The sequence below is a fragment of the Polaromonas sp. genome (assembly GCF_012927485.1).
GTDB lineage: Bacteria > Pseudomonadota > Gammaproteobacteria > Burkholderiales > Burkholderiaceae_C > Polaromonas.
Window position 1 is genome coordinate 1 of the sequence record NZ_JABBPC010000005.1, and the last position, 12,959, is coordinate 12,959.

11 protein-coding genes and 3 tRNA genes are annotated in these 12,959 nt (G+C 56.7%); 7 read left to right on the forward strand and 7 right to left on the reverse strand.

Going from position 1 to position 12,959, the window contains the following annotated elements:
- A tRNA-Arg gene (locus HHJ16_RS01250) sits at positions 1–59 on the reverse strand.
- Between the two features lie 1,319 nt (positions 60–1,378).
- Here HHJ16_RS01250 and HHJ16_RS01255 point away from each other — a divergent pair.
- Positions 1,379–1,618 (forward strand): hypothetical protein, encoded by a 240-nt coding sequence (locus tag HHJ16_RS01255; RefSeq protein ID WP_293640021.1) that lies wholly within the window; start codon positions 1,379–1,381, stop codon positions 1,616–1,618.
- A 66-nt stretch (positions 1,619–1,684) separates the two neighbouring features.
- On the forward strand, positions 1,685–1,942 hold the full coding sequence (infA, locus tag HHJ16_RS01260) for a translation initiation factor IF-1 (RefSeq protein WP_092132708.1): 258 nt from the start codon (positions 1,685–1,687) through the stop codon (positions 1,940–1,942).
- Positions 1,943–2,441: 499 nt separating this feature from the next.
- Here the strand turns inward: infA and HHJ16_RS01265 are convergent, their stop codons facing one another.
- The gene (locus HHJ16_RS01265; RefSeq protein WP_293640023.1) at positions 2,442–2,606 is read right to left on the reverse strand and encodes a hypothetical protein; all 165 of its coding nucleotides are present in this window, start codon (positions 2,604–2,606) and stop codon (positions 2,442–2,444) included.
- Positions 2,607–3,034: 428 nt separating this feature from the next.
- Here HHJ16_RS01265 and HHJ16_RS01270 point away from each other — a divergent pair.
- Positions 3,035–3,124: transfer RNA gene (locus HHJ16_RS01270), tRNA-Ser, on the forward strand.
- Between the two features lie 291 nt (positions 3,125–3,415).
- Here HHJ16_RS01270 and HHJ16_RS01275 read toward each other — a convergent pair.
- Positions 3,416–4,969: an AMP-binding protein gene (locus HHJ16_RS01275; RefSeq protein ID WP_293640025.1), complete on the reverse strand. Its 1,554-nt coding sequence runs from the start codon at positions 4,967–4,969 to the stop codon at positions 3,416–3,418.
- A gap of 50 nt (positions 4,970–5,019) precedes the next feature.
- The gene (locus HHJ16_RS01280; RefSeq protein ID WP_293640027.1) at positions 5,020–5,805 is read right to left on the reverse strand and encodes a crotonase/enoyl-CoA hydratase family protein; all 786 of its coding nucleotides are present in this window, start codon (positions 5,803–5,805) and stop codon (positions 5,020–5,022) included.
- Between the two features lie 132 nt (positions 5,806–5,937).
- Here HHJ16_RS01280 and HHJ16_RS01285 point away from each other — a divergent pair, with 132 nt between their 5' ends.
- Positions 5,938–6,714, forward strand: coding sequence for a PaaX family transcriptional regulator (locus tag HHJ16_RS01285; RefSeq protein ID WP_293640029.1), 777 nt, complete (start codon positions 5,938–5,940; stop codon positions 6,712–6,714).
- Between the two features lie 505 nt (positions 6,715–7,219).
- Here HHJ16_RS01285 and HHJ16_RS01290 read toward each other — a convergent pair.
- Together HHJ16_RS01290 and hrcA are read right to left on the reverse strand one after the other, a co-directional pair.
- Positions 7,220–7,296 (reverse strand) — tRNA-Ile (locus HHJ16_RS01290).
- Positions 7,297–7,315: 19 nt separating this feature from the next.
- Positions 7,316–8,335 carry a heat-inducible transcriptional repressor HrcA gene (gene hrcA, locus HHJ16_RS01295; protein ID WP_293640030.1) on the reverse strand — a complete coding sequence of 340 codons (1,020 nt, stop codon included), beginning with the start codon at positions 8,333–8,335 and terminating at the stop codon, positions 7,316–7,318.
- Between the two features lie 48 nt (positions 8,336–8,383).
- Between hrcA and HHJ16_RS01300 the strand changes: the two genes are divergently transcribed.
- Genes HHJ16_RS01300 through rapZ form a run of 3 tightly spaced genes read left to right on the forward strand, consistent with a single transcriptional unit; the run spans position 8,384 to position 11,810 of the window.
- A complete protein-coding gene (locus HHJ16_RS01300) occupies positions 8,384–9,259 on the forward strand; it encodes an NAD kinase (RefSeq protein WP_293640031.1) in 876 nt (291 codons plus the stop codon).
- A gap of 32 nt (positions 9,260–9,291) precedes the next feature.
- On the forward strand, positions 9,292–10,935 hold the full coding sequence (gene recN / locus HHJ16_RS01305; protein WP_293640033.1) for a DNA repair protein RecN: 1,644 nt from the start codon (positions 9,292–9,294) through the stop codon (positions 10,933–10,935).
- On the forward strand, positions 10,935–11,810 hold the full coding sequence (gene rapZ, locus HHJ16_RS01310; RefSeq protein WP_293640035.1) for an RNase adapter RapZ: 876 nt from the start codon (positions 10,935–10,937) through the stop codon (positions 11,808–11,810). The genes recN and rapZ overlap by 1 nt, the downstream gene beginning before the upstream one ends.
- Positions 11,811–11,866: 56 nt before the next feature.
- On the opposite strand, the gene mutY is transcribed toward rapZ, so the two are convergent.
- Positions 11,867–12,949: an A/G-specific adenine glycosylase gene (gene mutY / locus HHJ16_RS01315; RefSeq protein WP_293640202.1), complete on the reverse strand. Its 1,083-nt coding sequence runs from the start codon at positions 12,947–12,949 to the stop codon at positions 11,867–11,869.
- Positions 12,950–12,959 lie beyond the last annotated feature (10 nt).

Consider the following 12,959-nt stretch of genomic DNA (forward strand, 5'->3'; position numbering starts at 1 on the left):
GGCAGGAATTGAACCCACGACCCCTTGGTTCGTAGCCAAGTACTCTATCCAACTGAGCTACAGCCGCTAAGCCTAAAAGTATAACGCATTTGGATGCTAAGACGACTTGATCTCGCTACAAACAGCTTTGCACCGACTGCGACCCCATCTTTTCAACGCCGCAGCCACATTGCTCCGGGCTTGGCGCGCCTCATAGCGTGGCCAGAGGCGGATGGTCACGTTCGCCACGGCGACCGCAGTCAGCCTTGGCCGCCATCAAGAGGCAGCCGCTGATTAGCGAAAGTTCACAATGCGTTGAGCGACGTCTTTAGCCGGGACACGCCATTGTTCTCGTTGGGCGGCCTATCGCCAGCGCGGATAGTGGCCTGCATCGATGGCCGCATGAGTTTCGGCGCTTCCAGCGTGCGGTCTTCTCAAGTGCGTGATTTAACAAAGTCTTCCTCGCTAACCCCTCCGCGGATATGGATGTTGCTGACCCGCCGTTCGCCAACCTTAGTTTCCCAAGGCACCGGTTGGCCTCTTAGCGGATAGTCGGGGCACGTCAGCAAGCGCGCCGCAGGGAGAAAATTCAGCGGCTTGCGCACCGAGCGGTACCGGGCATGGGCGTCGCACCCCGGGAAATCTCCGCGAGCCTTCCCCGACGTCAGGCATAAACAGCAGGTCGCCTACAAACACGGTACCGGCGATTTCGAAGGCTATGCCGGCCGGTGTGCCCATCAATATTCGAATGAGAGCGTCGAGACGCCCGCGAACTTACGCTCTGAAAAATGGGTGTTCGAAAGCGCTACTGGACTGGCACGGCATGCTGCCTTCGCAGCAAAGGGGACGTTTTCCTGACACACGTTCGTATAGTCTCTGCGCTCTCGGTGGCAACTCAGCCGACATTCTGGACACCAATTGCACTCTCGAAAAGCACCTGTAGGGTGTATCGAAAAGGCCAAGCGATTAAAACCGCCCCGCGGTAACGAACCGTGCGATGAACCGAATCGAGCAGCTTGATCGAAGTTTGAGTGCCCTCTAAAAGTCCCAGACACCGAAGCCACCCTTTTCTAAGAGTGGCTATAATGACAGGTTTGGTAACGCATCAGCCTTTTAAATTGAAGTCGACCTTCCCTCGGCTTCCTTCTCAAATGCGGCGCTTCTCAAAGCCCGAATCCACAGAAAAAAATCGTGCATTCAGTGCTCACATCGCTCTGGAATCATCTGCACTGTTCACTTTTCTTGGCAAGCACTTACCCCAACGGTGCCCACTCATGGCTATACCCGACCAAGCCCTTACCAAGGCTGGCCGAGCAGACACCAAACACTCGTTGGCTTGCTTGCAAGTCAGCTATTTCTCTATTTATCAAGCCGGGACAAATACCCGGTTCAGAATTTTATGAACATTGATCACACTAAGATAACGGTCGGCAAGTACCTTGTCTCTCCACTTGCCAAACAGCAAAGTGACGGCGGTTACGCTGCCTCAGTTTCTATCCGTTCCGGTCGCGGAAGTGCCACGCATGACCGCGTGCTTCGTTTCAACGGAATTTTTGATAGCACGGCGGCTGCCGTACATTACGCTACCGAACACGCGCTTCGCTGGATTCACGAACGCTCATCACCGGCTTGCGCCTGACGAGCGCTTGGCCCCACTCAAGACGACGTACACAGATAATTTTTCAAAATTCCTAGGAGTTACATCATGGCCAAAGAAGAACTTATTGAAATGCACGGGTTGGTTGACGAAGTGTTACCCGATTCACGCTTTCGCGTCACGCTCGACAACGGTCATAAACTCGTTGCTTACACCTCCGGCAAGATGCGAAAAAATCACATTCGCATTTTAGCGGGTGACCAAGTTTCGCTTGAACTGTCGCCTTACGATCTCAGCAAAGGGAGAATCACTTTCCGCCACATTGCAGGTCGAGGACCAGGTCCGGCCCCGCGGCAAGCGCGATAAAGTAAATCATAGAAAGATTGCCAGGTCTCTTACACTGACTTGCCGACGCCTTGTGGTGAGCCAGACGTACTGAACTGCGATATTTTTAGTAGCAGATATCAATGGTCATTTGACGAATGACACACCACCTAATTTCAGAGCCTCACAGCAAACCAGAGAGCTTGGGTATCCGCCTTCGACAATTAAACGCGTAAGCCATTGAGTCACGCAGGGGTGTGCATCAAACGTTCCGCTACAAATTAGTCAACAGCCTGTTCAAGGTTGGTTTTCTGATCGTCAATGGCGTAGGTGTATGACTCACTTTCAAGATCGACCCTGACGGTGCGTGATAGCTACGCATCGGCTATCGTAATGATGCGTTGGATTGAAAAGCGCCTAGCGATTTTTCAATCACGAGCTTGCGCGTAGTGACCTCTGCCGCATCGCCGTCAAACACCTTGCGGTGCAGCGGCAAGCCTTGTTACTATCTTTACCACTCCGAGCGTGACATGGTGTGCAATCACGCCTTCTTGGGACATGCCGTAGTGGCGCAGTCCTCCTCTTGCTGCCAAAGTCCGTCGCCCCGGATCGTCGTCATGTCGTAGAACACCATGGCCAGATCCGGCGCCACCAAGGGGCGCCGCAAGCCCGACAGACCCTTGGCCACTTCCTCCTTGTGATCCACCCACGCATTCATGGCGCGCAGCACGTGTAGACGGCGGGAACAAGGGGTGGCGCCCTTCATCGTCTCGGTACGCCTCGATGCGCGAGACGTACCGGCGTGCGTTGGACTGGGCTAGTTTGATGAACAGGCCACCACTACAAATCAGAGCTTACAAAGTTTAAAAAAACAAATTTTAAGGCTGCGACGCCCTACTACGATGAACTCGAACAACCGACTCCTGAGTCCTTGTTATTGTCGGAGATGAGCAGTTCTCCAGGCTGGGAACAGTCGAACTCGGGTGAGTAGCCGCACGCTTTCCTAAACATTTTTGGTGGGTCGCTTAAGCGAGATGGGGCAATCAAAACCAGAGACATATTGCAATCGATCTCGATATTACTTTTTTAGCCAGCATTAAAGTCCGCCTGGCAAGCGGTTAAACTAGCGCGCTAGGAAGCGTGGCAGAGCGGTTGAATGCAGCAGTCTTGAAAACTGCCGAGGATGTGAGTCCTCCGTGAGTTCGAATCTCACCGCTTCCGCCAGGAAGTCAAAAAAGCAAGCGCCTAGCCAGCGCCAGGTGCGAGTTTCATTGACAGGACTGAGCTGGACTCTTCTGGGCGCGCCCGCATTGCAACGATCCCTGTCGTTTACCTCCCCGTGCAGAATGTCGCGAGCACTCTTTGAACTGCATAGAACTTGCGTCGGCCATTGCCAAGTGACGCTAAATTCAAAGCAAGAACGCTCCGGAAACTCCTCAAGCGCCATGAGAGCCGGCGAGGAACGAATCATTACGCCCCTGGGATGGCTGCCTGCGCAGGACCCCCAAAGAAAGCTTACCGATACTGCTCCCGCAGCTGCTTGCGGTTGAGCTTCCCAACGGCAGTCTTGGGAATTTCGCTGACAAATACCACGCGCTGCGGCTTTTTGTAGGCTGCCACTTGTGCAGCGACATGAGCGATCAGCTCTTCTGCTGTGACCGGCTGCCCCGGCCGCAAAACTACCATCGCGGTGACGATCTCGACCCATTTTTCGTGAGGTAAGCCAACCACCGCGCATTCGCGCACTGCCGGATGCGTCATCAGAACATCTTCAACCTCACGCGGATAGACGTTGTAGCCGCCACTGATGATCATGTCGGAAGTGCGGTCCTTGAGGTGCAAGAAACCTTGTGCATCAAAAACGCCGACATCTCTGGTACGAAGCCAGCCATCGGCGTTGAATGTCTCTGCCGTCAATGCAGGCGCGTTGTAGTAACCGGCCACCGCTGACGGGGCGCGCACGGCGATCTCGCCGGGCGTTCCCTGCGGCACTTCGTTGCCTGCCTCGTCAATAAGGCGCAACTCAACGTCCAGCGCGGGCTTACCGCAGGAGCCGAGCAGCTCATCATGATGATCCTCGGGTCGCAGCACTGCAAGGCACAAAGGCGCTTCAGTTTGGCCGTAGTACTGCCAAAACCGATGTTGACCCCACATGGATATTGCACGCTGAATAACCGCGCGCGGCATCGGTGATGCGCCGTAAATCACGTACTTGAGCGCAGATACATCGGCGGAACCAAAGCTGGGGTGCTCCAGCAGCATCTGCATCATGGTCGGCACCATGTTGATCGCAGTAATACGCTGCTCCTTGAGCGTGCGCAGGAACTGTCCAGGTTCGAACCCGGACAAGATCACCGTACGGCCGCCGCGAAGCCAGAAAGGCAGTACGAATACGCCGCTGGCGTGTATCAATGATGCCGCATGCAGCATCGCGTCCTCCGGTGTCGCTGGCAGGAGGTTGAGCAGCACATTGCGGCAAATCGATGCATAGGACGCCTGGGTATGTTGAACCGCTTTCAAGGTCCCGGTTGTACCAGAGGTAAACAGCGTCAGCACGACGTCATCCGGATCTGCTGTCGTGGTCGGCGATTCAGTAGACAGTTTTTGCGCTTGCGCATGCAGATCCGCACAACCTCCGATCACTGCCCCCATGCCCAGGCAGACGAGCGCGGGAATGGCATCACGCAGCGCCTGCGCGCGTTCGGCAAGGTCGGGCCCAAATACCAGGTGGGTGCAGCCCGTATCGGCCACCATGCGGGTGTGTTCGGCCAGCGAGAGCCGGGAGTTGAGTGGAATCCGGTTGATGCCCGCTTTCACACAGCCGAAGTCCAGTGGCACGCTATACAGGCAGTTGTTCAGCAGTAGCGCCACTCGCGTGCGCGGCAACGCGCCGGCCGCGTGCAAGGCATGCGCGAGCTGGCTGCTCATGCGGTCAACTTCGTCGAACGTCAGCGACTGCTCACCGAACACGACAGCCGTGCGTGGTCCATGCTGGAGCGCCCCGCGACGAATCAATTCAAGGTAGGTGGAGCCACGGGCTTGGGTGATGACCGGTGATGTTGTATGCATGCTTATCTCAGTTTGTTGTAATTGATCGGATAGTCGCGATATCTTTCAGGCTAGCGGCCGGTGAAGTCACCGTGACGGCCCGCACCACGGGCAAAACGGGTAGCGCCAGCCTCGCCTTCAGCAAAGACTATCGGTACACCTTGCTCGCCTTCATTTTTCAGAGCCTCAGGGAGCGCCAGAGACCATTGCGAATAGACGGAGCGGCGATCTGCGAGCATGCAAGCTTGTGGAAATGCTGCAAGTTGGTGCGCCAGTTCTTGCGCCATCGTCAGAGCACCACCCTTCGGCGTTATCCGGCTGACCAGACCCATGGACAGTGCTTCAGTCGCGGAGACGGGACGTCCGGTCAAAATCATGTCGAGGGCGCGCCCCATCCCTACGATGCGCGGCAGACGCACCGTGCCGCCGTCTATAAGCGGTACGCCCCAGCGGCGGCAAAACACACCGAAAATGGCGTCCTCGTCTGCAACGCGCATGTCGGCCATCAGGGCCAATTCCAGGCCTCCTGCGACAGCGTAGCCATTGATGGCCGCTATCAACGGCTTGGACAAGGCCATGCGGGTAGGCCCCATCGGTCCTGTGCCGCCCCCATGCGGGTCGAGTTCATTGCGCAGTGCAGGGTCACCTACCGCTGACAGGTCGGCACCAGCGCAAAAGTTGCCACCGGATCCGGTCAAGATTGCAACGCGCAGGGCCTCGTCACTCTCGAAACGCTCAAACGCCCTCCGCAACTGTGCAGCCATCACACCATTGACGGCATTGCGTTTTTCGGGGCAGTTCAGTGTGATGGTGAAAACAGCCCCATCAACATCAAAGGTCACATATTGCATGGTCATACTTCCTGTTTGGCTTGGTGGCATGGGGACTAGGGTGAAGTCTCAGACCCCAACCCGGCTTGTTTAAGATAATGCTAAACAACATTTCATAATTACGCAATCATGAACAAAGTATGTAATATCTTAGTAACGATGCCAAGCGCACCGGACTTGATCCTTGACTTGCTGGTTGCAGACGGAGGCATGCTGACGGTGCAGGCGTTGTGCCGGGCAGGAGCGTTGTTCCGGATCGGAGAGTCCGCCATTCGGGTCGGCCTGACGCGCTTGTCAGGCGAAGACAAGATCCGCCGCTGCGGGCGCGGGTGCTATGCATTCAACCGCCTGGGTCCCCAGCTCTCGGGAACGGTGGATGACTGGCAGCACAAGGCGACTCAAGCCGTTCCATGGAATTTGGACTGGTTGGCGGTACACGATGTCGGCGTGCTGCGCTCGGAAAAGACGGCGTGGCGTCAGCATAGTTTGGCAATGTCCTTGCGCGGATTTGTCGCCTTCCAGCCGGGCCTTCGCATACGCCCCAACAACCTGTCGGGAGGGCTGACGGTAGAGCGCATCCAGTTGCAAGCGCTTGGATTGTCACCGCAGGCGCTGATGTTCCGATTGGTAGATCTTGACGAGGAGCGGCGCAATGCCGCGTGGTCATTGTGGGACGTTCGTTCGCTGGAGGCGCGCTATCGCCTGCTGCAGACGGGTATCGAAAAAAGCAGGCGGGAGTTGGATGTCAAGAAGCTGGAAGTCGCCGTTCGAGAATCGCTGCTGCTTGGGCGGGCCGTGATCGGCGACCTCATCCGCGATCCCTTACTTCCGACGCAATTGATGTCGGCAACGACCAGGATCGCGCTGGTTAAGGCGACAACGATCTATCAGAGGAAAGCGCGGGCTTTGTGGCGCCAATGGCTCACGGCCCCGTGACGCCTGCAACAGATTTTGAAAAGTTCTAAAAGCGATCGGTGTTATCCGCCCGCGACCTTTGCTTGGCAGCAAGGTACAAGGCATGCCAGATCGTCACGCTAATTCCCACCATCGCAAACAAGATCGCAACCAAGGTAAGCGCAGGCCCGCCGGTAGATTGCGGTTATGGCTGTCCGATATTGATATCAATAATGTTGACCGGACGATCGCCACCGATGCAACTGATTCGTGAGAGGCAGTTACCGTTGCAGCGAATTTTCGAGGCCATGCCACAAAAAAATCAGCCCGTTTCCGAGGGAAAAAGAAGCTGCTTATGAGGTGCCCCCCAAGGGTAAAGCGGTAGCGCTGCACAACAGACTTATTACCCCGCCAACTGCAGCAATCGAGTCGCCACGACGTTGTCACTCGCCGAGGCTTGCTGCCACAGGACCGTCTATCTAGTGGCTACATAAGTAGAAAAAATAATACCGCTATAAATAGAATAGCGCCCAATCTTTTGTATGAATGGTGGGCCGTGTAGGACTTGAACCTACGACCAAAGGATTATGAGTCCTCTGCTCTAACCAACTGAGCTAACGGCCCCGCACTAGATTGTACGGGCCTACTTGCTGTGGCTGAGGGCCGTACTGACCAGTTTTGACGTGATATCCACAATCTGGATCATTTTTTCGTACGGCATGCGCATGGGGCCAATGACTCCCAGCGTTCCTACGACCTGACCATCGACCTCGTAAGGCGCAGTGACGATCGACAGCTCTTGGTAGGGAATCACCTGGCTTTCGCCACCTATGTAAATGCGCACGCCCTCAGCGCGGCTGGAAACATCAAGCAGCCGGATGAGTTGCGCCTTTTGCTCGAACAGATCAAAGAGCTTGCGCAGATTGCCCATATCGTTTGAAAAATCACTAACGGCAAGCAGATTGCGCTCGCCGGAAATGACGACTTCGTCCTGCGACTCAATCGCCTCGGAACTGACCTGGACCGCAGCCTGCATCAAAGTGGCAATTTCACTTCGAAGCAGTTCGACTTCCGTTTTCAGGCGCTCACGCACTGCTTCAATGGCCATCCCCGCAAAGTGCGAGTTCAAAAAATTGGCAGCCTCGATGAGTTGGGTCTGGGTGTAGTCGACTTCGGTAAAAATGACTCGGTTTTGAACATCGCCCTCCGGCGACACGATGATGACGAGAAAGCGCTTTTGGGACAGCCGCAAAAACTCTATATGACGAAAGACCGACGTTCTGCGCGGCGCCATCACTACCCCCACGAATTGCGACAGGCTGGACAGCATGTGGGCCGCGTTGCTGAACACCTTCTGCGGCTGATCGGGGGCAAGCCTCGGCGCAGTAATGTGATCGCTGCCCATCAGAGGCTCCCGCTGCGTGGTCAGCATGGTGTCGACAAAGAGGCGGTAACCCCGGGCCGTAGGAATGCGACCTGCGGACGTGTGCGGGCTGACAATCAGTCCGAGGCCTTCTAGATCGCTCATGACGTTGCGTATGGTCGCAGGGGACAACTCAAGCCCGGAGGCCTTGGACAGCGTACGCGATCCGACTGGCTGACCATCAGCAATGTAGCGCTCAACGAGCGCTTTCAACAACAAACGGGCGCGAGCATCAAGCATGGCAACATTCTAAAGAGCTTGTCACCAATGTTGTGATGTAATTTGACGATGAAGTCGCAATTCCGCCATGTCGCCCTGATCGGCAAGTACCAAGCCCAAGGGTCGCGTTCCGCGCTGGAAGATATCGCCCATTTTCTGGCCACGCAGGGCTGCGACGTCGCGCTGGAGCAGGACACCGCCAGCAATACCGGCCTGACGCAATTTCCCACCCTGGATGCTGCAGGTATAGGCGCCCAGTGCGACCTCGCCCTGGTCGTTGGAGGCGACGGCACCATGCTGGGCATCGGCCGATTGCTGGCCCAGTTTGGCATTCCGCTGGTTGGCATCAACCAAGGTCGATTGGGCTTTATCACCGACATTGCTTTCGACAATTACCAGGACACGCTCAAACCCATGCTGCACGGGGAATTTGAGGAAGAGCGGCGCTGGATGATGCAGGCCAAGGTGATGCGCGATGGCCTGTGCGTCTTCAATGCGACGGCAATGAACGACGTCGTGGTCAATCGCGGTGCGACTTCCGGGATGGTCGAACTCCGGGTGGAAGTCGATGGCCGCTTTGTGGCCATTCAGCGTGCAGATGGCTTGATTATTGCCTCGCCTACTGGCTCCACCGCTTATGCGCTTTCCGCCGGCGGACCCTTGTTGCATCCTTCCATTGCTGGATGGGTCTTGGTTCCGATTGCCCCGCACACGTTAACGAATCGGCCCATCGTACTGTCAGATGCCGGAGAAATTGCTATTGAAATAGTAGCGGGCCGAGATGCTAGCGCCAATTTTGACATGCAGTCGCTGGCCAGATTGCAGCACGGCGACCGAATTATTGTCAGACGTTCAGAACATCAAATGCGTTTTCTCCATCCCAAGGGATGGAGCTATTTTGATACCTTGCGCGAAAAACTTCATTGGAACCAAGGTGTGGCCTGAGCCAGCACCTGAGACTGGCCAGGACTTCAGTTATGAGCCTTAAAAACATCTCGCTTCGCGATTTCGTCATCGTCCATGAAATGGATTTAAATTTGACAACTGGTTTTACGGTTTTGACGGGCGAAACCGGCGCGGGCAAATCCATCTTGATAGATGCGCTGCAACTGGCCCTGGGCGCCCGTGCCGATGCCGGTGTGGTTCGCGAAGGCGCCTCGCGTTGCGAGATTAGCGCAGAATTTGACAGCCCCGCCGATTTGGCCCAAAGGCTGGAACAAGCCGGCTTCGAAGCAGGTGAGAGCTTGCTGCTGCGGCGCACGATTGATGCACAGGGAAAAAGCCGGGCCTGGATCAACGGTAGCGCAGCAACCGCAACCCAGCTGAGAGATATCGCCGATCAGCTCGTGGACATTCACGGCCAGCATGCCTGGCAGAGTCTGACCCGCCCCGAGGCCGTGCGAGGCCTTCTGGACTCCTACTCGGCGGTCTCTACCGAAGAGCTTTCGCGGCGCTGGCAAGACTGGCGAGCAGCGCAAAAAACAGTCACTGAAGCGCGCAACGCGCAAGACAGTCTTCAGCGTGATCGGGAACGCTTGGCGTGGCAAATTGGTGAATTGGACAAGCTGGCGCCGGGCGCTGATGAGTGGGACGAATTAAATGCACAGCACAGCCGCCTGTCGAACGCGCAAGCCTTGCTCGACGCCGTTGAAGCTGCCGTTGCGGTCTTGCAGGAGTCCGATGACAATGCAGCGGCCCTGCTCGGCCGTGCCATTCTTTCGCTCCAAAATCAGTCCCACATAGAGCCCGAATTTAAGGGGCTCGTTGAAGTTTTAAGTAGCGCGCTGGCCCAGGTCGAAGATGCCGCCCACTCATTACATGGCTATGCGCGACACGCCGAATTGGAGCCACAGCGCCTGACCGAGCTTGACCAACGCCTGTCGCTCTGGGTCAGCTTGGCGCGACGCTATAAACGAAGCCCTGCTGAGTTGCCCGAATTGCTGGCGTCCTGGCAATCGGAGCTGCAAAAGCTCGATGAGGCGGCAGACCTGGCTCAGCTCGAGAAGATCGAGAGCCAAACCAAGTCTGCCTACCTGGAAGAGGCCCGCCAGATTTCAAAATCCCGCAGCAAGGCAGCGCCAAAGCTCGCCAAAGCCATTACCCAAGCCATGCAGGGCCTGGGCATGCATGGCGGCAGGTTTGAAGTAGTCCTCGCCAAGCTGGAGCAGCCCGCCCAGCACGGGCTTGAACAAGCAGAATTTTTGGTGGCCGGTCATAGCGGCAGCTCGCCCAGGGCCGTTGGCAAGGTGGCGTCGGGCGGTGAGCTGTCCCGCATTGCTTTAGCTATCGCAGTCACCACCAGCCAGCTGGGGCAAGCGCAAACCTTGATCTTTGATGAGGTCGATTCTGGCGTAGGCGGCGCAGTGGCTGAAACCGTCGGACGCCTGATGAAGCAATTGGGCAGCGACCGCCAAGTGATGGCGGTCACCCACTTGCCTCAGGTAGCGGCTTGCGCCGACCAGCATCTTGTGGTCGCCAAGCGCACAGAAAAAGGAGCCACCTTCAGCACCGTGGAACATGTGAATGGTGAGCAACGCGTCGCTGAAATCGCCCGTATGTTGGGCGGTGAACGACTTTCTGGCACCACGCTGGCCCATGCCAAAGAAATGCTTGGGCAGTGATGACAGATTTGAAAATTGTTCTCATCACCGGTATGTCCGGCTCTGGAAAATCCGTCGCGCTTCATGCGCTGGAAGATGCCGGCTACTATTGCGTGGATAACTTGCCGCCGGAGCTGCTGACGCCTTTTGTAGCGCTGGAGCAGCAACATGCCGCCCGAAAAGTGGCGATTGCGATAGACGTTCGAAGTGCTACCTCATTGCCTCTTGTTCCGCAGCAGCTCCAGCAACTCCGACAGCTGAAGGAGCAAGGCGTGACGGTCCAGTCCTTGTTTCTTGACGCGAACACCGAAACATTGGTGCGGCGTTTTTCCGAAACCCGTCGACTCCACCCGCTGTCACGTGTTGATGCATCCGACCAGCACCGGGCATTGGTGGATGCGATAGAGCTTGAGCGCGAGTTACTTGGCGAGATGCGCGAGCAGGCGCACGTGCTCGACACCAGCATGATCCGCTCGTCACAGCTCCAGGGCTACGTGAAGTCGTTAATCGAAGCGCCAGCCACCCAGCTGACGCTGGTGTTTGAGTCGTTTGCATTCAAGCGCGGCGTCCCCCTGGATGCTGATTATGTGTTTGACGTCCGGATGCTTCCCAACCCGCACTATGAATCCGGTTTGCGCCACCTGACCGGACTGGATCAGCCTGTCGCAGACTACCTGAAGGCGCACGCCGAAGTACAGGATATGTTCAAGCAGATTGAACAATTCCTCAACCATTGGCTATGGGCGCTGGTTCGAGACCACCGCAGTTATGTCACGGTGGCGATTGGCTGCACCGGTGGCCAACATCGATCTGTATATCTTGCGGAGACCTTGGCGTCGGCGTTTGGCCAGCAATGGCCCACCCTGAAGCGGCATCGGGAATTGGACGCACGCTGATCACGGCTTCGGCTTTTCCCCTGCCGCACGGCGCAATCAAGAGCTCGTCAAACACCTCATGCAACGAAGTCCCGCGCCAATAGTCTGCGAATGGGGGCCGGCAAGCCCACGCCTGGCCAAGCCTCCGGCCCGAACCACGCGCCGGGACGATCTTCTGCATTCATCGCCTTCGGCATGGCCTGGCCCGCTCGAAAACCTGCAATCCAGGGCGAGAGGTGCAAATCCTTGTGCGTCAATACATGGACAAAATGCGGCAACGCTTCGAGCCGCGCTTGCACGGCCAGCGGTAAGAGCGCTTTTAACGCGACGTCACTCACAAAAACAGGCAGGCAATAAAGGCCGCCCCAGATACCGGTGACCGGCCGCTTTTCGAGCCACACCGAACCGTCTGGGCGCTGCGCCCACAGCAGGCTCAGCGCTTGTGCGCTGCGTTTCATTTTTCGGGTTTTAACAGGGTATTTAAGGGGTTCACCAGCTGCAAAAGCGCGGCATATTTTTTGTACCGGGCACAGCGCGCACTGCGGTTGCCGGAGCGTGCAAACCGTTGCACCGAGGTCCATTAAACCCTGCGAGTAGCGCGGCATGGTGTCTGACAAATGCGGGGCGGGTAACAAGTCAGTCGCCCTGCCCCAAAGCGCACGCTCATTGGCGCTTTGCGCCAGATCCGCAGAAAATCCGATCACCCGCGTAAGCACTCGTTTGACATTGCCATCTAAAATTGGGACTCGTTCTGCAAAGCAGAATGACGCAATCGCCGCTGCCGTCGAGCGGCCTATGCCTGTCAAGGTCTGAAGCAGTTCAGACGTCCGCGGAAACTGCCCACCATGCAGCGACATGACGTCCTGCGCACAACGATGCAGATTGCGTGCTCGGCTGTAGTAACCCAGACCACTCCACAAAGCCATTACCGCATCGTGTTTCCCCTCGGCCAAGTCAGCCACGGTGGGAAAGCGCTCCAAGAAGCGGGCGTAATAATCCAGAACGGTGCTGACCTGCGTTTGCTGAAGCATGATTTCGGACAACCAGACGCGGTAGGGATCGCGCGTGTTTTGCCAAGGCAGGCTGTTGCGCCCATGCGCACCTTGCCAGCGCACGATTTCCTCTGCAAATCCTGCAAACTCGGTTGCAGATTGACCTATTTGTTTGGCA

What these genes read in the sequence shown, in the direction of transcription:
- HHJ16_RS01255 (WP_293640021.1), top strand. Translation starts at nt 1,379, where the DNA reads ATGAACATTGATCACACTAAGATAACGGTCGGCAAGTACCTTGTCTCT.
- rapZ (WP_293640035.1), top strand. Translation starts at nt 10,935, where the DNA reads ATGACAGATTTGAAAATTGTTCTCATCACCGGTATGTCCGGCTCTGGA.
- HHJ16_RS01285 (WP_293640029.1), top strand. Translation starts at nt 5,938, where the DNA reads ATGCCAAGCGCACCGGACTTGATCCTTGACTTGCTGGTTGCAGACGGA.
- HHJ16_RS01280 (WP_293640027.1), bottom strand. Translation starts at nt 5,805, where the DNA reads ATGACCATGCAATATGTGACCTTTGATGTTGATGGGGCTGTTTTCACC.
- HHJ16_RS01275 (WP_293640025.1), bottom strand. Translation starts at nt 4,969, where the DNA reads ATGCATACAACATCACCGGTCATCACCCAAGCCCGTGGCTCCACCTAC.
- infA (WP_092132708.1), top strand. Translation starts at nt 1,685, where the DNA reads ATGGCCAAAGAAGAACTTATTGAAATGCACGGGTTGGTTGACGAAGTG.
- HHJ16_RS01300 (WP_293640031.1), top strand. Translation starts at nt 8,384, where the DNA reads ATGAAGTCGCAATTCCGCCATGTCGCCCTGATCGGCAAGTACCAAGCC.
- recN (WP_293640033.1), top strand. Translation starts at nt 9,292, where the DNA reads ATGAGCCTTAAAAACATCTCGCTTCGCGATTTCGTCATCGTCCATGAA.
- hrcA (WP_293640030.1), bottom strand. Translation starts at nt 8,335, where the DNA reads ATGCTTGATGCTCGCGCCCGTTTGTTGTTGAAAGCGCTCGTTGAGCGC.